The organism is Bordetella genomosp. 5 (assembly GCF_002261315.1).
Taxonomy (GTDB): domain Bacteria; phylum Pseudomonadota; class Gammaproteobacteria; order Burkholderiales; family Burkholderiaceae_B; genus Bordetella.
The window spans coordinates 55,598-74,596 of the sequence record NZ_NEVP01000006.1; the positions used below are offsets into that span (position 1 = coordinate 55,598).

At 65.5% G+C, this 18,999-nt stretch carries 17 protein-coding genes and 3 tRNA genes; 8 read left to right on the forward strand and 12 right to left on the reverse strand.

Going from position 1 to position 18,999, the window contains the following annotated elements; all coding sequences use genetic code 11:
- The first annotated feature begins 4 nt into the window (after window positions 1–4).
- The 4 genes from CAL25_RS09045 to CAL25_RS09060 are packed head-to-tail and all read left to right on the forward strand — an operon-like array spanning window position 5 to window position 4,362.
- Window positions 5–1,180, forward strand: a complete 1,176-nt coding sequence (locus CAL25_RS09045) for an NAD(P)/FAD-dependent oxidoreductase (RefSeq protein WP_170948448.1) — start codon at window positions 5–7, stop codon at window positions 1,178–1,180.
- Window positions 1,181–1,195: 15 nt separating this feature from the next.
- Window positions 1,196–2,230 (forward strand): alpha/beta fold hydrolase, encoded by a 1,035-nt coding sequence (locus CAL25_RS09050; RefSeq protein ID WP_094799648.1) that lies wholly within the window; start codon window positions 1,196–1,198, stop codon window positions 2,228–2,230.
- Between the two features lie 33 nt (window positions 2,231–2,263).
- Complete coding sequence (locus CAL25_RS09055) at window positions 2,264–3,217, forward strand: fatty acid desaturase (protein WP_094799649.1); 954 nt, start codon at window positions 2,264–2,266, stop codon at window positions 3,215–3,217.
- A gap of 20 nt (window positions 3,218–3,237) precedes the next feature.
- Window positions 3,238–4,362 carry an iron-containing alcohol dehydrogenase gene (locus CAL25_RS09060; RefSeq protein ID WP_094799650.1) on the forward strand — a complete coding sequence of 375 codons (1,125 nt, stop codon included), beginning with the start codon at window positions 3,238–3,240 and terminating at the stop codon, window positions 4,360–4,362.
- Between the two features lie 107 nt (window positions 4,363–4,469).
- On the opposite strand, the gene CAL25_RS09065 is transcribed toward CAL25_RS09060, so the two are convergent.
- The 4 genes from CAL25_RS09065 to CAL25_RS09080 all read right to left on the reverse strand — a co-directional run bounded on the left by CAL25_RS09065 (window position 4,470) and on the right by CAL25_RS09080 (window position 7,248).
- Window positions 4,470–4,554, reverse strand: a tRNA-Leu gene (locus CAL25_RS09065).
- A gap of 306 nt (window positions 4,555–4,860) precedes the next feature.
- Window positions 4,861–5,319, reverse strand: a complete 459-nt coding sequence (gene secG, locus CAL25_RS09070; RefSeq protein WP_094799651.1) for a preprotein translocase subunit SecG — start codon at window positions 5,317–5,319, stop codon at window positions 4,861–4,863.
- 20 nt (window positions 5,320–5,339) lie between these two features.
- Window positions 5,340–6,086, reverse strand: a complete 747-nt coding sequence (tpiA, locus tag CAL25_RS09075) for a triose-phosphate isomerase (RefSeq protein WP_094799652.1) — start codon at window positions 6,084–6,086, stop codon at window positions 5,340–5,342.
- A 187-nt stretch (window positions 6,087–6,273) separates the two neighbouring features.
- Entirely contained in the window at window positions 6,274–7,248 is a 975-nt protein-coding gene (locus CAL25_RS09080) for an NAD(P)H-quinone oxidoreductase (RefSeq protein ID WP_094799653.1), read from the reverse strand.
- 118 nt (window positions 7,249–7,366) lie between these two features.
- Here CAL25_RS09080 and CAL25_RS09085 point away from each other — a divergent pair.
- The 3 genes from CAL25_RS09085 to CAL25_RS09095 all read left to right on the forward strand — a co-directional run bounded on the left by CAL25_RS09085 (window position 7,367) and on the right by CAL25_RS09095 (window position 8,305).
- Window positions 7,367–7,456 (forward strand) — tRNA-Ser (locus CAL25_RS09085).
- A 2-nt stretch (window positions 7,457–7,458) separates the two neighbouring features.
- Window positions 7,459–7,543, forward strand: a tRNA-Leu gene (locus CAL25_RS09090).
- 183 nt (window positions 7,544–7,726) lie between these two features.
- Window positions 7,727–8,305 carry a PIN domain-containing protein gene (locus tag CAL25_RS09095; protein WP_249279036.1) on the forward strand — a complete coding sequence of 193 codons (579 nt, stop codon included), beginning with the start codon at window positions 7,727–7,729 and terminating at the stop codon, window positions 8,303–8,305.
- Window positions 8,306–8,421: 116 nt separating this feature from the next.
- Here CAL25_RS09095 and CAL25_RS09100 read toward each other — a convergent pair whose 3' ends face one another.
- The 4 genes from CAL25_RS09100 to rpsO form a co-directional block, all read right to left on the reverse strand.
- Complete coding sequence (locus CAL25_RS09100; protein ID WP_094799654.1) at window positions 8,422–9,639, reverse strand: threonine ammonia-lyase; 1,218 nt, start codon at window positions 9,637–9,639, stop codon at window positions 8,422–8,424.
- 13 nt (window positions 9,640–9,652) lie between these two features.
- On the reverse strand, window positions 9,653–10,390 hold the full coding sequence (locus CAL25_RS09105) for a hypothetical protein (RefSeq protein ID WP_094799655.1): 738 nt from the start codon (window positions 10,388–10,390) through the stop codon (window positions 9,653–9,655).
- A 268-nt stretch (window positions 10,391–10,658) separates the two neighbouring features.
- Window positions 10,659–12,812 carry a polyribonucleotide nucleotidyltransferase gene (pnp, locus tag CAL25_RS09110; RefSeq protein WP_094799656.1) on the reverse strand — a complete coding sequence of 718 codons (2,154 nt, stop codon included), beginning with the start codon at window positions 12,810–12,812 and terminating at the stop codon, window positions 10,659–10,661.
- 91 nt (window positions 12,813–12,903) lie between these two features.
- On the reverse strand, window positions 12,904–13,173 hold the full coding sequence (rpsO, locus tag CAL25_RS09115) for a 30S ribosomal protein S15 (RefSeq protein WP_094799657.1): 270 nt from the start codon (window positions 13,171–13,173) through the stop codon (window positions 12,904–12,906).
- A gap of 335 nt (window positions 13,174–13,508) precedes the next feature.
- Between rpsO and CAL25_RS09120 the strand changes: the two genes are divergently transcribed.
- Window positions 13,509–14,042, forward strand: coding sequence for a hypothetical protein (locus CAL25_RS09120; RefSeq protein ID WP_094799658.1), 534 nt, complete (start codon window positions 13,509–13,511; stop codon window positions 14,040–14,042).
- A 192-nt stretch (window positions 14,043–14,234) separates the two neighbouring features.
- On the opposite strand, the gene pssA is transcribed toward CAL25_RS09120, so the two are convergent.
- The 4 genes from pssA to CAL25_RS09140 form a co-directional block, all read right to left on the reverse strand.
- A complete protein-coding gene (gene pssA, locus CAL25_RS09125; protein ID WP_094799659.1) occupies window positions 14,235–15,014 on the reverse strand; it encodes a CDP-diacylglycerol--serine O-phosphatidyltransferase in 780 nt (259 codons plus the stop codon).
- A gap of 192 nt (window positions 15,015–15,206) precedes the next feature.
- Window positions 15,207–16,223, reverse strand: coding sequence for a ketol-acid reductoisomerase (ilvC, locus tag CAL25_RS09130; protein WP_094799660.1), 1,017 nt, complete (start codon window positions 16,221–16,223; stop codon window positions 15,207–15,209).
- A gap of 76 nt (window positions 16,224–16,299) precedes the next feature.
- Entirely contained in the window at window positions 16,300–16,791 is a 492-nt protein-coding gene (ilvN, locus tag CAL25_RS09135) for an acetolactate synthase small subunit (RefSeq protein ID WP_094799661.1), read from the reverse strand.
- 10 nt (window positions 16,792–16,801) lie between these two features.
- Window positions 16,802–18,571, reverse strand: a complete 1,770-nt coding sequence (locus CAL25_RS09140) for an acetolactate synthase 3 catalytic subunit (RefSeq protein ID WP_255176080.1) — start codon at window positions 18,569–18,571, stop codon at window positions 16,802–16,804.
- Window positions 18,572–18,999: the final 428 nt, after the last annotated feature.

An 18,999-nucleotide genomic window follows, 5' to 3' on the forward strand; every position in this document is an offset into this window, starting at 1 on the left:
CGAAATGACGAACACCGTCGTGATCATCGGCAGCGGAATGGCCGGCTACAACCTGGCCCGCGAACTCCGCCGGTCGGGGTCTGACCGGCCCATCGTCGTCGTCTGCAACGACGCAGGTGCCGCCTACCTCAAGCCTCAGCTGTCGAATGCCCTCTCGTCGGGCAAGAGCGCCGAACAATTGATCAGCCAGCAGGCCAGTGCCTTGGCCGAGCAAATCGGCATCACCATTCACCCGTCGACGAACGTCACGCGTGTCGACGTCGCGAGCCGCGAGGTGCACTGCGAGGCAGAGGCGGGACCATTCTCGATCGGCTACGCGGATCTCGTCTTCGCGACGGGCGCGCGCCCGAATGCACTCGCGGTGGAGATCGACGGCAGTCCCTGGATCCGCAGCGTGAATCACCTGGAGGACTTCCGGGCGCTCCACGAGCGGGCGCGGACCGCGCGTGCCGCGGTCGTGGTCGGCGCGGGACTGATCGGCGTCGAGCTGGCCGACGACATGGCAAAGCACGGGCTGGCCACGCATCTGATCAGCGTCGATCCGATGCCCCTCGCCCGGCTGCTGCCCGCCGCGGCGCAGACCTATCTGCGGGATTGCCTGACCGGCAACGGCATCCAGTTCCATGGCGGCACCACCGTTGCGCGCATCACCGAGACGAGCGACGGCTGCGCCAACGTCCTGCTGACGCAGGGTGCCACGCTGGCCGCCGACCTCATCGTGATCGCCACCGGCCTGTCGCCCCGAATCGACCTGGCGACAAGCGCCGGGCTCGCGGTCGACCGCGGGATCGTCACCGACGAATTCCTGCAGACCTCGAACGAGCGTGTTTACGCAATCGGCGACTGCGCGGCGGTGCAGGGACAAGTCCAGATGTTTGTCGCGCCGCTGCTGCAACAGGCACGGGCGCTGGCCAAGACGCTCGCCGGCGAACGGACCTCGGTGCGTTATCAAACGACAGCCATCGCGGTGAAGAGCGGCTCGTGTCCGGTGCGAGTGGTTGCGCCCGCGCCCGTGACGACGGGTGAATGGATCGCCGACGGCATCGAGAGCGGCATGCAGCTGCGTTTCGTCGACGACGTCGGCATCGTGCGGGGCTTTGCCGCGCTGGGCGCGGCCAGTGCCAACACGGCGTCGCTGATCAAACAGCTCGGCACATCGATGGCCGAGCGACACGCTTGAAGGGAGCGAAGGTTCATGAACACAGCTACCGCACTCAACTATCAAGACGGCGTCTACAACGCCGGCGACGTCGAACTGCAGTCCGGCAGAATCTTCCCGGACATGCGGCTCGCCTATCGATGCTTCGGCACGCTGAACGCGGCGAAAGACAACGTCATTCTGTATCCGACCTCGTACAGCGCGCAGCAGCAGGATATCGATCACATGGTGCGACCGGGCGAGGCGCTCGACCCGGAGAAGTACTTCATCATCATCCCGAATCTGTTTGGCAACGGCCTGTCCAGTTCGCCGTCGTCCGTGCCCTGGCCGTTGAAAGGCAGCCGGTACCCGAACGTGACGTTTCTGGATGCCGTGCGCGTGCAGCGGCGCATGCTGCGGGACATCTGGGGCATCGAGACCGTCGCGCTCGTATATGGCTGGTCGATGGGCGCCATGCAGGCCTATCACTGGGCCGCGCACTTTCCCGACGCCGTGGAACGCATTGCCGTGGTCTGCGGGTCGGCGCGCTGCGCCCCGCACAACCGCGTTTTCATCGACGGCGCCCGCCACGCCCTGATGGCCGATCCCGCCTATGCGGACGGCGAGTTCTCCGCGTTCCCGACGCGCGGCTTCCGCGCCATGGGCAGGGTGTACGCCGGCTGGGCCTTGTCCCAGGACTTCTACCGCGAGGCGCTGTGGCGCCAGCTCGGCTTCTCCTCGCTCGAAGATTTCATGGTCCGCTATTGGGAACAGGCGTTCTCGCGCCGGGCGCCGGAAGATCTGCTCGCGCAGTTCTGGACCTGGGAGCACGGCGACATCAGCGCGGGCGAAACCTTCAAGGGTGACCTGCCGGCCGCGCTGCGCGCGATCGAGGCCAAGGTCCTGCTGATGCCCTGCGACCACGATCTCTACTTCCGTGTCGAAGACAACCGCCTCGAACTCGCGCACCTCAAGCAGGGGCAACTCGATCCGATCCGATCCATCTGGGGGCATCGCGCCGGCAATCCGATCGGCGTCCCCGAGGCCCGGGCATTCATCAATGAGAAGGTCATGGCGCTGCTGGCCAGCTGATCACGCGCCTTATCCCCACTATCAGAGACACTCATGAGCACAACCACCAGCGACACCGCCCGCCCAAGCCCACGATTGAGAGCGGACGTACTGAAAGCCCTGTCGGTACGCACGAATGGCGCGGGCATCCGGCGCGCGATCGGCCACTTCGGCGCCATCGCGATCACCGGGGCCCTGCTATGGAATCTGCGCGACACACTGTGGGCGATCCCCCTCGTCGTCCTGCAAGGCTACCTGCTCGCGTTTCTGTTCAACGCGGAGCACGAGACCGCGCACCACACCGCCTTCCGCTCGCGGCCGCTGAACTACCTGGTCGGGCACCTCTCCGGCCTGGTCATTCTGCTGCCCTACGAGTACTACCGGGCCTTCCATTGGGACCACCACCGGTACACGCAGGACAAAGAGCGGGATCCGGAGCTGCAGCTGGCCGTGCCGAGCGGGCGCGTCAGCGTCATCCTGTTCTGGAGCGGTCTGCCGATCTGGATCAACCGGGTCAAGCTTCTGCTGCGCCACGGCCTGCTCGGCGACGTCACCGCACCGTGGGTCCCCGAGGACAAGAAACCCCTCATCGTGCGCGAGGCGCGCCTGTATCTGCTCGCGTATGCAGCGCTCATCGCCGCGTCGGTGGCCGCCGCCTCGACACTGCTGCTGTGGCTGTGGGTGCTGCCGGTGATCATCGGCCAATGGTTCCTGCGTCCTTACCAATTGGCGGAGCACACGGGCTGCGACAACACGTCCAACATGCTGCACAACACCCGCACCACCTTCACCAACACGTTCGTTCATTTCTTCGCCTGGAACATGCCCTATCACGCCGAGCATCACGCGTATCCGGCCGTTCCGTTCCACGCACTGCCCCAGCTTCACACGCACACCAAAGAGCACATCAAGCACATCGGACACGGCTACATCAAAACGACGGGCGTCGTCGTGCGCAGCCTGCGCGAAGGCTCGCGCGCCGAACACGGCGTCGGCACCACGGCATAACCCTCACGAGAGCCCGACCCATGGCAGACATTCTCTATATGACCCGCATTCTTTTCGAACGCGGCTCCTCCAAAGCGCTCCAGCCCCATCTGGACCAGATCGGCATCACGCGCCCCCTGCTCGTGACGGACGCAGGCATCGTCGCGGCGGGAATCCACGAACGCGTCGTCGGCGGCCTGAGCTCCCAGGCGGCGCTCGCCTGCTTCTGCGATACCCCGCCCAACCCCACCGAGCAGGCGGTGCACGAGGCGGTGGCGGCGTACAGAAAGGGCAACTGCGACGGCATCCTCGCGCTGGGCGGCGGCTCGCCGCTGGACCTGGCGAAGGGCGTCGCCGTGGCGCTGTCGCATTCAGGCGACCTGGCTCAGTACGCGGGCATGGGCGCGTCGAAAAAGATCGGCCCGACCGTTCCGATCGTGGCGGTGCCCACGACAGCGGGTACCGGCAGCGAAGTGGGACGCGGCGCGCTCATCATCCTGCGCGACGGGCGCAAGCTGCTGTTGGCGAGCGAACACCTCCTGCCGCGGCTTGCCGTGTGCGACCCCGAGCTCACCCTCGGGCTTCCGCGCGCGTTGACAGTCGGTACCGGGATGGATGCCCTCACCCACTGCATCGAGACCTTCCTCTCGCCCAAATTCAATCCGCCGGCCGATGCGATTGCGCTCGATGGACTGGCCCGCGCGTGGCGCTGGATCGAGCGCGCCTCCAACACGGGCGCCGATATCGAAGCGCGCTCGGAGATGATGATGGCCGGCATCCAGGGCGGCCTGGCCTTTCAGAAAGGGCTCGGCGCCGTTCATGCGCTGTCCCATCCCCTCGGGGCACTGCAGGCGCTCAACCTGCATCACGGCACACTAAATGCCGTCCTCTTGCCCAGCGTGCTCGAATTCAACGCGCCCTTCTGCGAAGAGAAGTTCGACCGCATCCGCCGAGCCTGTGACCTGGCCCCGTCTGCCTCGCTTGCCGACGCGGTGCGCGATCTGAACAACCGGCTCGGCGTCCCGTCGACACTCTCCTCGCTGGGCGTGACGCCAGACACGTTCGAGCACATCGTGGACGGCGCCCTCGCCGACCACTCCCTGCCGACCAACCCGCGCCCGCTCGATAGGGCGTCGCTGCGCGCGCTGCTCGACACCGTGGCGTGAATCGCGCGGCGCGGTGGCGTCGCGCACGGGCCGGCCGCAGACGACAAAAAACCCGCACTCTTGCGAGATGCGGGTTTTTTGTTTGATGGGAGGAACCATCGAATTCTTGGTGCCGACGGCGAGACTCGAACTCGCACAGCTTTCGCCACTACCCCCTCAAGATAGCGTGTCTACCAATTTCACCACGTCGGCATTCACCAGATTTTTCCAGTGCCTGGGAAACGAAGCTTGGGTTTGCCTTGCGGCGTGCCCTCGGTCTTCTTCATCCGTGGCGTAGGTCCCGAAGGATTTTCGCCTGGCTGACAGTGCTTGTTTGGCGCTGTCCTGGAAAGCCGTGCATTCTAGCACTGTTTTTCGATTGTGCAAAATCGCGAGGCTTTTTTGCTTGCGGCGCCGGGAGGAAGCCAACGCGTGTATCCCGGTGCGCCGCGGTCTTGCCACGAAAGACCTGAGCTCGCGGGGTGCCGACCACTCACCCCGCGCTTGACTGCTGATGCCTTACTGCGCGGGCTTGGGCGCGTCGGCCGGTGCCGGGGCCGGCGTGGCAGGCACGCTGGGCACGGAGGCGTCGGGCTGGGCCGGCGCGGCGGGCGCGGGCACGGACGGCACCGAGTTCGGCGCGGGCGTGCCGGGAGCCGAGGGGCCGGCGCCGGGCGCCTGGGGCACCGAGCGGTCTTGGTAGTTTTGCATGATGCCGCTGTCGACACCGACGCCGTTGTTGCTGTGCGTGACATAGGCCAGGCCGGCGGTCGTGGCGAAGAACACCACGGCGGCCCACTTGGTGCTGCGCGACAGGAAGTTGGCGGCGCCCGAGGCACCGAACAGGCTGCCGGCCGAACCGCTGCCGAAGGACGAGCCCATATCGGCTCCCTTGCCCTGTTGCAACAGCACCAGCACGATGATCGCCAGCGCGGACACGACCTGCACGATCATCAAGGTGGGAAGGATCATAGACATTACAGACTCCGTACGGAAACTTAGTTTGCGGCGATGCGCAGGAATTCTTCGGCCACGAGCGACGCGCCGCCCACGAGGGCGCCGTCGATGTCGGCCATGGCGAACAGGGTGGCCGCGTTGGCAGCCTTGACGCTGCCGCCGTACAGCACCTGCACCTGCGGCGCGCCCAGCTTGGTCAGCGCGGCGCGGATCGCGGCGTGGACTTCTTGCGCCTGCTCGGGCGTGGCGGTACGGCCGGTGCCGATGGCCCACACGGGCTCATAGGCCAGCACCATGGCGGCCACGGCCTCGCGGCCCAGCGCCAGTACCGGCGCGAGCTGGCGTTCGATCACGGCGAGGGTGTCGCCGCTTTCGCGTTGTTCGAGGGATTCGCCCACGCAGACCACCGGCGTGAGACCTTGCTCGAGCGCGGCGCGGGCCTTGTCGGCCACGAGCTGGTCGCTCTCGCCGTGCAGCGTGCGGCGCTCGGAGTGACCGGCCAGCGCCCAGCGGCAGCCGAATTCCTTGAGCATCGACGCCGACACTTCACCGGTAAAGGCGCCCTTGGCCTGGGCGCTCACGTCTTGCGCGCCCCAGGTGATGGCGCTGCCGGCCAAGGCCTGAGCCGTCTGGGCAAGGTACGGGAAAGGCACGCACACGCCGATCTGACAGTGGCTGGCGGCATCGGCCGCACGCAGGGCGTCCAGCAGCGCGGCGTTGTCGGCCAGGCTGCCGTGCATTTTCCAGTTGCCCAGCACGAGGCGGGCGCGATTCGCGGTTTGGGTCATGCGCAATAGTGGGCGATAAAGAGGCCCTGGAAGCGCCCTTAGAGAGGCCCGGTGCGCGCGCTGGCGCGCTCACGGTAACCATCCCACAGGACCCCCGGGGCCGGACAGGGGGCGATCGGCCCGAAAAGCTTCCCGAGCCAAACCCATGATTGTAGCGTGTCGGCGCGAATTGCGCCGAAGCAGATCGTCAGACCGTCAGGATGATTTTGCCGACCTGTTCACCGGCTTCCATCATGGCGTGGCCCGCGGCAGCCTGATCGAGCGGCAGCGTGGCGTGAATGATCGGCTTGATCTTGCCCGCTTCGAGCAGCGGCCAGACGCGTTCGCGCAGCGCACGCGCGATCTCGCCCTTGAACTCGACCGAGCGCGGACGCAGGGTCGAACCCGTCACGGTCAGGCGGCGGCGCATCAGCTCGTTGCAGTCGATGGTGGCCTTGGGGCCCCCGAGCAGCGCAATGATGACGATGCGGCCGTCGTCGGCCAGGCACTTCAGATCGCGGTTGATGTAGTCGCCCGCCACCATGTCGAGGATCACGTTCACGCCCTTGCCACCGGTATGGCGCTTGATCTCTTCGACGTAGTCCTGCGTCTTGTAGTTAATGCCGATGGCACCGAGCTTTTCGACGGCGGCCACGCGCTCGTCGCTGCCGACCGTGGCGTAGACCGTGTGACCCATCGCGCGCGCGATCTGGATCGCCGTGGTGCCGATGCCGCTCGCGCCGCCGTGCACCAGCAGCGCCTCGCCGTCGGCCAGTGCGCCGCGGTCGAACACATTGCTCCACACAGTGAAGTACGTCTCGGGCAGGCCGGCAGCCTCGATGTCGCTCAGCCCCTTGGGGATGGGCAGGCACTGCAGCGCGGGCGCGACACAGTACTCGGCATAGCCACCGCCCGCGACCAGCGCGCAGACCTTGTCGCCCACCTTGAAGCCCGCCAGCGCGGCGTCGCCGCCCACGATCTCGCCGGCCACTTCGAGGCCGGGCAGCTCGGAGGCGCCCGGAGGCGGCGCGTAGTTGCCCTTGCGTTGAAACACGTCGGGGCGGTTGATGCCGGCCGCGCTGACCTTGATCAGCACTTCGCCCGCGGCGGGCACAGGCATCGGCTGCTCGCTGGCCACCAGGACTTCCGGCCCGCCGGGCTGAGTGATTTCGACTGCTTTCATGAAACGCCTCCGTCGTGATTCTGGTAAATGGATTATTATGCTGCCCTTTACGGGAATCCATGCACTTGCCGGTAACGGTCGCAGGGTTACCCGAGCGCGGCGCTCGCCGTGCGCACGCGGAAGTGTGGCCGAGCGGTTGAAGGCACCGGTCTTGAAAACCGGCAAGGGCTTATACCCTTCGTGGGTTCGAATCCCACCGCTTCCGCCATTGCACCCATGGCGAAATTGGTAGACGCAAGGGACTTAAAATCCCTCGCCGCAAGGCGTCCCGGTTCGACCCCGGGTGGGTGCACCACCTGGAATATCAAGCACTTGGCCGTGAACGCGCCCGCCCCCTGACGCGCGGCGTCGCGCACATTTCCGCCCGGGCCGCGCCCGGCAAAACCGGTTATTCTTGCGCCGTCCCATCGCCTCGCCGTTCCCCATCTTGTCGTCCGCAACCCCTCCCCCCTTCATCGTGCTCGACGCCTGCGTCCTGATGTCCGGCATCGTGCGCCGCCTGATGTTGCGCCTGGCCGAGGCCGGCGTGTATCAGCCGGTATGGACCGAGCGTATCGGCGAGGAATGGCGGCGCAATGCGTCGCGACTGTGGGCGATCCCGCCCGAGGTGATGACCGAGCAATGGGCCGAGATGAACGCACGCTGCCCCGGCGCGCTCGAGGCCGACGTGGGCGTGTACGAGGCCGGGCTGCGCTACAGCGACCCGAAGGACTTCCATGTGATCGCCGCCGGCCTGGCGCGGCGGGCGCGCTGCGGCGCGCAGCGGCTACCCGTCGTGCAGGTGATGACCTGGAATCTGAAGGACTTCAATCGCTCCGAACTGCGGCGCCAGGGCCTCGATGTGTTCAATCCGGATCACCTGCTGGCGCGCTGGTTCGAGACGCAGCCGGAGGCGCTGATGGCGGCGGTGAACGGCGTGAGCGCCGACTGGCTGGCCCTGGGCCGCGAGCCCGAGCCGCTGGGAGCCACCTTGCAGCGCGAGCGGCTGTATCGCGTGCGCAAGCTGGCGGAGCGGTACGCCGCGCAGGCTTCGGGCGCCGGACAGGCGACGGACTGAGCGCGGACGACGCGCGGGCGAAATGCTGGCCGAGTGCTGGCCAAATGCTGGCCAGACGCAAGGCGTGCGGGCCGGGCGCGGATCCGAGGCGGTTCACGCGGGGGCCCGGCACAAGCTCAATGATCGTGATTGCTGGCGGCAAAACCCGCCCGGTTGAGCACGTCGATCACTTCCAGAATGTGTTCGGGGCCGCGCGTCTGCAGCACGAAATCGACTTCGACATTGCGCACCGGCAGCGTCGTGAACGCGCGCTGGTGATGCACCTCGGTGATGTTGGCATGCGCGTCGGCGATCAGCTTGGTGGCCTGCGCGAGCGCGCCCGGCAGGTCTCGCAGGTCGACGCGGATGCGCGCGAGACGCCCGGCGCGGACCATGCCGCGCTCGATGAGCTCGCCCAGCATGAGCGGATCGATGTTGCCGCCCGTGAGCACCAGGCCCACGCGCTTGCCGGCGAAGCGGGACGCGCCACGTTGCTGCTCCAGCAGCAGCGCCGCCAGACCGGCCGCGCCGGCGCCTTCGACCACGGTTTTTTCGATCTCGAGCAGCACCACGATGGCGTGCTCGATATCGGCCTCGCTCACGAGCTCGATGCGATCGACCAGACGGCTGCAGATCTCTTGCGTGATGGTGCCCGGCGTCTTGACCGCGATGCCTTCGGCGATCGTGTAGTGGCCGGCGTTGAGCTCCTGGCCGTTGAGCGCGGCGTACATGGACGGAAAGCGTTCGGTCTGCACGCCGATCACTTCGATGTCCGGCTTGAGCGTCTTGACCGCCGTGGCGATGCCCGAGATGAGACCGCCGCCGCCGATCGCAATGATGACGGCGTCGAGATCGGGCTGGTCTTCGAGCATTTCGAGCCCGACCGTGCCCTGACCCGCGATGACGTCTTCGTCGTCGTAGGGGTGAATCATGACGAGGCCGCGTTCGCGCGCGAGCGTGAGCCCGTGCGACTTCGCATCATCGAAGGTGTCGCCGGCCAGCACGACCTCGGCGCCGAAGCGGCGGGTGTTGGCGACCTTGACCGTGGGCGTGAAGCGCGGCATCACGATCACGGCGGGGATGCCCATGCGCTGCGCGTGGTACGCCACGCCCTGCGCGTGATTGCCGGCCGAGACGGCGATGACGCCCTGCCTGCGCTCGGCGTCGGAGAGCGTCAGCATGCGGTTGAGCGCGCCACGCTCTTTGAACGAGGCGGTGAACTGCAGGTTTTCGAATTTGAGCCAGATCTGCGCGCCCAGGATGTCGGAGAGCGTGCGCGACAGCGTGAACGGGGTTTTCTGCACTTGTCCGCGCAGATTCTCGCGGGCGGTCTGGATGGCGGAGAGGTCGATCACGTTGAAGTCCGGTCTAACGTACTGGCAGGAAATTGAAGAAAAGCAGGCCCTGCGCATAATTGATGCCGATGCGGCGGGAGTTTTCGCCGAGCAGATTGGCGATCAGGTCCAGCCGGCCGATGATAGCGCCGAACTCGCGCTCGAAACTCAGATTGATGGCAGTGGCGGACATTTCATTGGCGAGCAATAGCGGCTCGCCTTGCGCATTGCGCCGCGACGACAGCAGCCAGGCGGCCGCCTCGACGTTGCGCGCGGCATTGTAGAGACGCTGGCCGTCCAGGACATCGGACACGTAGATGCGGGTCTTGTCGTTGTGCGCCGCGATCAGCGTATCGGCCAGACCGTAGATGAAGGCGGCCACGCGGTCGCCCTGATAATTGGGGTCAAGAGAAACAGCGAGAATCTGGATATCGCGCAGACCCGCCAGGCCCGGGGGCGAACGCCGCGTTTCGATCAGGCGCTTCACGCGCGCGACGGCGTCTTCCTGGCTCGTGACGCCGGTCTTGCGCCATTCGCGCGGGTTGCGCCGGTAGAGCTTGTCGAGCAGCGAATACAGGCTGTTGAGGTTGTCGCGGATTTCGATCGTGACGGTGCGATTGAAGTCCGTCTGGGCAAACTGATCCGCCGACATCGACTCGCCTTTCGGCCCGGTCGCCCGGGCGGTCGATGGGGTGGCCTGCGGCACGATACAACCGCTCAACCAGATCGAAGCCAGGCACCCGGCTATGCACGCGCGCAACTTGCCCGTCATGCGTTCGCTTCCCCTCTTGCTGTGACCCGGTCGCGTCTGACGCCGGCATCTGTGATCGGTCGCGGCGGCGTGTCGCCGCCTTGATGTAGGACGAATTTACCCTAACTGGGTGACGCTGTGCGCGTCCCGCGGGCGCGTCCTGGCTACTAGCCCGGCCGCACACGGGCTCGAACGGGTACGCCCGCGCCAATGAAAAACGCCGCGGCACGAGGCCGCGGCGTCTTGATCCTGCACGAACGCGGCGCTCGCGCGCCACGTTCGTTTCGCCTTATTCAGCCTGGGGCTGTTCGGCGGCCGGGGCCTGGCCCTCGGTTTGCTGCTCGATACCGCCGATCGCCTTGATCGACAGGCGCAGACGGCCCTTGTCGTCGGCTTCGATGACCTTCACGCGGACCTGTTGGCCCACCTTCAGCACGTCATTGATGTTGGCGATGCGGTAGTTGGCGATTTCCGAGATGTGCAGCAGACCATCGCGGCCCGGCAGCACTTGCACGATCGCGCCGAAGTCCAGCAGACGCAGCACGGAACCGTCGTAGACCTGACCCACTTCGACGTCGGCGGTCAGCTCGACGATGCGGCGCTGAGCTTCCTTGGCCTGCGATTCGTCGACGCTGGCGATCACGATCGTGCCGTCGTCGGAGATGTCGATCTGCGTGCCGGTTTCTTCGGTCAGCGCACGGATGGTGGCGCCGCCCTTGCCGATCACGTCGCGGATCTTCTCGGGGTTGATCTTGATGGTCAGCATGCGCGGCGCGAAGGCCGACAGCTCGGTGCGCGAACCGTCGAGCGCATCACGCATCTTGCCGAGGATGTGCAGACGGCCGTCGCGGGCCTGGGCCAGCGCCACCTGCATGATTTCCTTGGTGATGCCCTGGATCTTGATGTCCATCTGCAGCGCGGTGATGCCGTTTTCGGTACCCGCAACCTTGAAGTCCATGTCGCCGAGGTGATCTTCGTCGCCGAGGATGTCGGTCAGCACGGCGAACTTGCCGCCGTCGAGGATCAGGCCCATGGCCACACCCGCCACGTGATCCTTGATCGGCACGCCAGCGTCCATCAGCGCGAGCGAGCCGCCGCAGACGGAAGCCATCGACGAGGAGCCGTTGGATTCGGTGATTTCGGAGACCAGACGGATCGTGTACTGGAACTCATCGGCGGCCGGCAGCATCGAGACCAGCGAACGCTTGGCCAGACGGCCGTGACCGATTTCGCGACGCTTGGGCACGCCAATCCGGCCCGTTTCGCCGGTGGCGAAGGGGGGGAAGTTGTAGTGCAGCATGAAGCGATCGCGGTACTCGCCCATCAGGGCGTCGATGATCTGCTCGTCTTGCTTGGTGCCGAGGGTGGCGACCACCAGGGCCTGCGTCTCGCCGCGGGTGAACAGCGCACTGCCGTGAGCGCGCGGGAGCACGCCCAGGCGCACGCTGATCGGGCGCACGGTGCGGGTGTCGCGACCGTCGATACGGGGCTCGCCGCTCAGGATCTGGCCGCGCACGATGCGGGCTTCGAGGTCGAACAGGATGTTGTCGACGGTGACGCTGTCGGGCTTGTCGTTGCCAGCGGCAGCGGCTTGCTCGGCGACCTTGGCGTGCACGTCGGAATAGACTTCGCGCAGCTGGTTGGTACGAGCCTGCTTGTCACGAACCTGGTAGGCAGCCTGCAGACCGGCCTGAGCGGCGGTCGAGACGGCGTTGATCAGGGCTTCGTCCTTGGCGGGCGCGGTCCAGTCCCAGTCGGGCTTGCCGGCGTCACGGACGAGTTCGTGGATGGCGTTGATCGCGGCTTGCTGTTGTTCGTGACCGAACACCACGCCACCGAGCATCACGTCTTCGGACAGTTGCTTGGCTTCGGATTCGACCATCAGCACGGCGGTTTCGGTGCCGGCGACCACCAGGTCCATCTGCGAGCTCTTGAGCTGCGTGGCGGTGGGGTTCAGCACGTACTGGCCGTCGATGTAGCCCACGCGGGCGGCGCCGATCGGGCCATTGAACGGGATGCCCGAGATGGCCATCGCGGCCGAGGCGCCGATCATGGCGGGAATGTCGGGATCGATTTCCGGGTTGACGGACAGCGTGTGGATGACCACTTGCACGTCGTTGTAGAAACCTTCGGGGAACAGCGGACGCAGCGGACGATCGATCAGGCGCGAGGTCAGCGTTTCCTTCTCGGAGGGCTTGCCTTCACGCTTGAAGAAGCCACCCGGGATGCGGCCGGCGGCGTACGTCTTTTCGATGTAGTCGACGGTCAGCGGGAAGAACGTTTGGCCGGGCTTGGGCTTCTTGGCAGCCACCACCGTAGCCAGCACGACGGTGTCCTCGACGGACACGACAACCGAGCCGGAGGCCTGGCGAGCGATCTCGCCGGTTTCCAGCACGACCGTATGCTGGCCGTATTGGAAGGTCTTGGTCACTTTATTGAACATGACGATGATTCCTTACAAATGAAAAACCGTGGCCGTCGCGACAATGTCGCGGCGGCCACGGTTGGGCGTCATGGGGAGCCAGCCCCGTCGATCACTTGCGCAGACCGAGTTTTTCGATCAGAGCGCGGTACGAATCGGGATTGCGGCCCTTGAGGTAGTCGAGCAGCTTGCGACGACGGCTGACCATGCGCAGCAGACCGCGGCGCGAGTGGTGATCCTTCATGTGAGCCTTGAAGTGACCGGTCAGTTCGTTGATGCGGGCGGTAAGCAGAGCCACCTGAACTTCGGGGGAGCCGGTGTCGCCTTGAGCGCGTTGGAACTGCGAGACGATTTCGGATTTCTTGATGTCAGCGACAGACATTTGATGACCTCTACGGACATGCGTCAGGGCCGAGGCGCCCGGACGTGGGTTTAAAAAAATGGTGATGTGGCATGGCCCGCCGGGATGTTCTCCGGCCCGCGCCGGGCATTACGACAACCCGGCCGGCGGCATGCGGATTGCTCCCGAAAACAACACACTGGAAGCAATCGGCTTGGCAGAACAAAGCCGGGCAATCACCCGGCCTATGTGCAAAGCGTCAGCAATTATAGCTGATTCGGTAAACTGACCGGAAACCCTTCGTGGTCCGGTGTCGCCGGGATGCCTCGCTCGCCCCGCCGGGCATCCGGCACCAATAATCACCCCTGGAGCTGACCATGTTCGCGCCGCCCCTTACCCTCCCCTCCGCGTTCGCCCGGTTGGCCGCGGCGCTGGCACTCGCCGGCGCGCTCGCGGGCTGCACCAACATGACCCAGGTACCGGCCGGCACTCCGCTTGCCGACGTCGAGGCGCAGTGGGGCCGGCCCAACTTCTTCTGCGACCGCCCCGACGGCGGCCGCCGGGTCATCTGGACGCAGCAGCCCATGGGCCAGTACGCCTGGGGCACGAATGTCACGCCCGACGGACGGGTCGGGCCGGTGATCTCCATCCTGCGCGACGAACATTTCCGCCTGCTCTCGCAAGGCACTTGGAGCGCCGAGCAGGTGCGCTGCGAATTCGGCCCGCCCGCCCGCGTCTCCGAGGCCGGCCTGGGCAGCAGCCGACAGGTGGTGTGGGCCTATCGCTACCGCGAGGCAGATGCCTGGAATTCGCTGATGTACGTCTACCTGGGCGCGGACGGCCGGCAGGTCACCCGCTTTCATCCCGGGCCGGACCCGATGTACGACGACGAGCGCTTCTTCGGGCTGTAGGCCGGGCCTGCGGGGCTGCCACGGCTAGCCAGGCCGGGCCGGGCCTGACCAAACCAGACCAGAAAAACCATGCCAGGCCGGGCCGCGTCAGACCGGGCCGCGTAGGCCGGGCCGCGCAGGCCGGGCCACGCAGGCCGGGCCAAAAACAAGGGGCCGCATAAGCGGCCCCTGTTTCATCCAACGCGGCGAGCGTCAGTCGTGCTGACCGCCGGCGCGGCGAGCGCGCTGCAACTGGCGGGCGCGGTTCCAGCGCCACGCCCACAGCACCCAGCCCGACAGGCCATACAGCACGAACAGGCCGAACAGCACCACCGGGGGATCGCTGGACACGAACACGAACACGGCGACCACGACCAGAATGCCCCAGAACGGCACGCTGCGGCCGAGCGCGAAACTCTTGCCGCTGTAGAACGGCGCGTTGCTCACCATCGAGATGCCGGCGTACATCGTGAGCACGAATGCGACCCACGCCATCACGCTATCGTGTATCGGCAGCTTGTTATCGATCGCAAGCCAGACGAAACCCGCCACCAATGCCGCGGCCGCGGGACTGGGCAAGCCCTGGAAGAAGCGTTTGTCGACCACGCCGATGTTGGTATTGAAGCGCGCCAGACGCAGCGCCGCGCCCGCCACATATACAAAGGCCGCGAGCCAGCCCCAGCGCCCCAGATCCTGCAGGATCCATTCGTAGGCGACCAACGCCGGCGCCACGCCGAACGACGTCATGTCGGAGAGCGAGTCGTACTGCTCGCCGAACGACGATTGCGTGTTCGTGAGACGCGCCACCCGGCCATCCATGCCGTCGAGCACCATGGCGACGAAAATCGCGATGGCCGCCGTTTCGAAACGGTCGTTCATGGCCTGCACGACGGCGTAAAAGCCGGCGAACAGGGCCGCGGTGGTGAAGGCGTTCGGCAGCAGGTAAATGCTGCGATGGCGATTCTCGGAATCGCGCATGGAGAAATTCGGCATAGGTATAGGTATGGTTCGCGAGCGGCGTATGTCGAAAGGGTAACTCATATGGCCCCGCTTGCGCAGCCAGCAAGCGGTATTCCTGCCCACCCCAATGAAAAACGGCATCCCCGCTGCGCGGAGATGCCGTTATCCCGGACTCGGGGCCCGGCAGGTGCGCACGCCGGCTGCGCCGGCGTGGCACGAGCGACATCAGTTCTTCGACTTGTCGACCAGCTTGTTGGCGGCGATCCAGGGCATCATCGCGCGCAGCTTGGCACCGACGACTTCGATCTGCGAGTCGGCGTTGATGCGGCGGCGCGAGGTGAGCGTGGGCGCACCAGCGGCGTTTTCGAGGATGAACTTCTTGGCGTACTCGCCGGTCTGGATGTCGATCAGGGCCTGACGCATCGCCTTGCGGGTCTCGTCGGTCACGATCTTCGGGCCGGTCTCGTATTCGCCGAATTCGGCGTTGTTCGAGATCGAGTAGTTCATGTTGGCGATGCCGCCTTCGTAGATCAGGTCGACGATCAGCTTGAGCTCGTGCAGGCACTCGAAGTAGGCCATCTCGGGCGCGTAGCCCGCGTCGACCAGCGTGTCGAAACCGGCCTTGATCAGCTCGACGGCGCCGCCGCACAGCACGGCCTGTTCGCCGAACAGGTCGGTTTCGGTTTCTTCGCGGAAGTTGGTTTCGATGATGCCGGCACGGCCACCGCCGTTGGCGCTGGCGTACGACAGGGCGATGTCACGGGCCGAGCCGGACTTGTCCTGGTAGACAGCCACGAGGTGGGGCACGCCGCCGCCTTGCGAGTAGGTCGAGCGCACGGTGTGGCCGGGCGCCTTCGGGGCGATCATGATCACGTCGATGTCTTCGCGCGGCACGACCTGGCCGTAGTGCACGTTGAAGCCGTGGGCGAACGCCAGCGCGGCGCCGGCCTTGATGTTCGCGTGCACTTCGTTGTTGTACACCTGAGCGATGTTTTCGTCGGGCAGCAGCATCATGACGACGTCGGCCGACTTCACGGCTTCGGCCACTTCAGCCACTTTCAGGCCGGCGTTGGCGGCCTTGTTCCACGACGCGCCGTTCTTGCGCAGGCCGACGACGACCTTGACGCCCGACTCATGCAGGTTCAGGGCGTGGGCGTGGCCTTGCGAGCCATAGCCGATGATGGCAACGGTTTTGCCCTTGACCAGGGAGAGATCGCAGTCTTTGTCGTAGAAAACTTTCATGGTGTGCTCCAAATCTTGGAATTTCTAGATACGTTGAATTCAAACAAATTGGGTGATGCCCCGGCGGGTACGCCGGTCAGAGCTTCAGGATCCGTTCGCCGCGGCCGATGCCGGAAACCCCGGTACGGACGGTTTCGAGGATGGCGCTGCGGTCCAGGGCGTCGATGAATGCCTGGACTTTATCCTGGTCGCCGGTCAGTTCGATCGTGTACGACTTGTCCGTCACGTCGATGATGCGGCCGCGGAAGATATCCGCCATCCGCTTCATTTCTTCGCGCTCTTTGCCGACCGCGCGCACCTTGATGAGCATCAGCTCACGCTCGATGTGCGCGCCTTCGGTGAGATCCACCACCTTGACCACGTCGACCAGACGGTTGAGGTGCTTGGTGATCTGCTCGATCACGTCGTCCGACCCCACGGTGACCACGGTCAGGCGCGACAGCGTCGCGTCTTCGGTGGGCGCCACGGTCAGCGTCTCGATGTTGTAGCCGCGAGCGGAGAACAGGCCCACCACGCGCGACAGCGCGCCGGGTTCGTTCTCCATGAGAACCGAAATCACATGCTTCATGGTGGCCTCCTTACAGATCCTCGGAACCGAGCAGCATCTCGGTCAGGCCGCGGCCGGCCTTGACCATCGGCCACACGTTTTCGGTGCGGTCGGTGATGAAGTCCAGGAAGACCAGACGATCCTTGTGCTTCTTGAATGCCTCGCGCAGCGCGGGCTCGACGTCGGCCGGACGCTCGATGCGCAGGCCCACGTGGCCATAGGCCTCGGCGACCTTGACGAAGTCGGGCAGCGAATCCATGTACGACTCGGAATAACGCGAGCCGTAATCGATCTGCTGCCACTGCCGCACCATGCCCAGGAAGCGGTTGTTCAGGCACACGATCTTGGGCGTGAGGTGGTATTGCTGGCAGGTCGACAGTTCCTGGATGTTCATCTGGATCGACGCTTCGCCGGTGATGACGGCGATGTCGGTGCCCGGATTGGCCATCTGCACGCCCATGGCGTACGGCAGGCCCACACCCATCGTGCCCAGGCCACCGGAGTTGATCCAGCGGCGCGGCTTGTCGAACTTGTAGTACTGCGCAGCCCACATCTGGTGCTGGCCCACGTCGGAGGTCACGAAGGCGTCGCCGCCCGTGACTTCCCAGAGCTTCTCGACCACGTACTGCGGCTTGATCACTTCGTCGGAGCCGATGTACTTCAGGCACTCGCGGCCACGCCACGTTTCGATCTGCTGCCACCACTTCTCGGTGGAGGCGGGCTTGTTCTCGGCACGGGCCGCGGCATATTGCGCCGTCAGTTCGACCAGCACGTCTTTGACGTTGCCCACGATCGGCACGTCGACGCGCACCCGCTTCGAGATCGACGAGGGGTCGATATCGATGTGGATGATCTTGCGCGCATTCTGGGCGAAGTGCTTGGGATTGCCGATCACGCGGTCATCGAAACGGGCGCCGATCGCCAGCAGCACGTCACAGTGCTGCATGGCCATGTTCGCCTCGTACGTGCCGTGCATGCCGGGCATGCCGACGAACTGGCCGTTGCTGGCGGGCATGGCGCCCAGGCCCATCAGCGTGTTCGTGACAGGGGCACCCAGCACCTCGGCGAAAGCGCGCAGCTCGTCGGAGGCATCGGACAAGATCACGCCGCCACCCGAATAAATCATCGGGCGCTCGGCAGACATCAGCATCTGCACGGCCTTCTTGATCTGGCCTTGATGCCCCTTGGTGACGGGCGCGTAGGAGCGCAGTGCAATCTCACCCTTGGGCGGGGTGTACTTGTACTGGGCAACGGTGATGTCTTTGGGGATATCCACCAGCACCGGACCGGGACGGCCCGTGCGCGCAATGTAGAACGCGCGGCGCATGGTCTCGGCCAGATCCTTGACGTCGCGCACGAGGAAGTTGTGCTTGACGCAGGGACGCGTGATGCCGACGGTATCGCACTCCTGGAAGGCGTCTTCGCCAATGGCCGCGGTCGGCACCTGCCCGCTGATGATCACCATCGGGATGGAGTCCATGTAGGCGGTGGCGATGCCGGTGACGGCATTGGTCACGCCCGGGCCGCTGGTCACGATGCAGACGCCCACCTTTTGCGAGGCGCGCGAATACGCATCGGCAGCGTGCACGGCAGCTTGCTCGTGACGAACCAGGATGTGCTGGAATTTGTCTTGCTTGAAAATCGCGTCGTAGATGTAGAGCACCGCGCCGCCAGGATAGCCAAAGACGTGTTCCACGCCCTCATCGGCCAGGCAGCGCACGACGATGTCGGCGCCATTCATTTCCATGTTGTCATTCCTTTCAGTACCGGCCCTGCCCCACTGATCATTACTTGCCCGGATACGGCAGCAATCAGAACCCGAACCGGTTACGACAACATGTCCGGCGCTTAGCGGCTCACGGAGCCACGCCACCCGGACACCTTGCCGACCCGGCACGCGCTCATCAGAAACGCAGTGCAAACGCCCAAGGGAGCGCTGGAGGTCGAAATGGAAGCCTCGGCATCACACGCTTGTGGCGCGGCCAACGGCAGGTGTTACTGGCGCAGCAGACCGCGGAAGGTGGCCCGGGTCTTGCTCGCCCGCGCGCCGGTTTCGGATAGGCAGACCGGCGCAAGAGGAGCGAATTTACCGCGTTGCGGCAAACCGAGCAAATCGGGTCTGTCGGTACGGCGCCACACCGCCTGATTCGGCGGGGTGGCCAGGGCATACCAAGCTCTGACGCATCGATCTGACCCCCTAAGCCCCGACCCTCTCTATACTGGCGCTAT

Bases quoted from the DNA above. Each gene is read 5' to 3' on its own strand.
- CAL25_RS09045 (WP_170948448.1), top strand. From the start codon at position 5: ATGACGAACACCGTCGTGATCATCGGCAGCGGAATGGCCGGCTACAAC.
- CAL25_RS09050 (WP_094799648.1), top strand. From the start codon at position 1,196: ATGAACACAGCTACCGCACTCAACTATCAAGACGGCGTCTACAACGCC.
- CAL25_RS09055 (WP_094799649.1), top strand. From the start codon at position 2,264: ATGAGCACAACCACCAGCGACACCGCCCGCCCAAGCCCACGATTGAGA.
- CAL25_RS09060 (WP_094799650.1), top strand. From the start codon at position 3,238: ATGGCAGACATTCTCTATATGACCCGCATTCTTTTCGAACGCGGCTCC.
- secG (WP_094799651.1), bottom strand. From the start codon at position 5,319: ATGTCTATGATCCTTCCCACCTTGATGATCGTGCAGGTCGTGTCCGCG.
- tpiA (WP_094799652.1), bottom strand. From the start codon at position 6,086: ATGACCCAAACCGCGAATCGCGCCCGCCTCGTGCTGGGCAACTGGAAA.
- CAL25_RS09080 (WP_094799653.1), bottom strand. From the start codon at position 7,248: ATGAAAGCAGTCGAAATCACTCAGCCCGGCGGGCCGGAAGTCCTGGTG.
- CAL25_RS09095 (WP_249279036.1), top strand. From the start codon at position 7,727: ATGTCCGGCATCGTGCGCCGCCTGATGTTGCGCCTGGCCGAGGCCGGC.
- CAL25_RS09105 (WP_094799655.1), bottom strand. From the start codon at position 10,390: ATGACGGGCAAGTTGCGCGCGTGCATAGCCGGGTGCCTGGCTTCGATC.
- pnp (WP_094799656.1), bottom strand. From the start codon at position 12,812: ATGTTCAATAAAGTGACCAAGACCTTCCAATACGGCCAGCATACGGTC.
- rpsO (WP_094799657.1), bottom strand. From the start codon at position 13,173: ATGTCTGTCGCTGACATCAAGAAATCCGAAATCGTCTCGCAGTTCCAA.
- CAL25_RS09120 (WP_094799658.1), top strand. From the start codon at position 13,509: ATGTTCGCGCCGCCCCTTACCCTCCCCTCCGCGTTCGCCCGGTTGGCC.
- pssA (WP_094799659.1), bottom strand. From the start codon at position 15,014: ATGCCGAATTTCTCCATGCGCGATTCCGAGAATCGCCATCGCAGCATT.
- ilvC (WP_094799660.1), bottom strand. From the start codon at position 16,223: ATGAAAGTTTTCTACGACAAAGACTGCGATCTCTCCCTGGTCAAGGGC.
- ilvN (WP_094799661.1), bottom strand. From the start codon at position 16,791: ATGAAGCATGTGATTTCGGTTCTCATGGAGAACGAACCCGGCGCGCTG.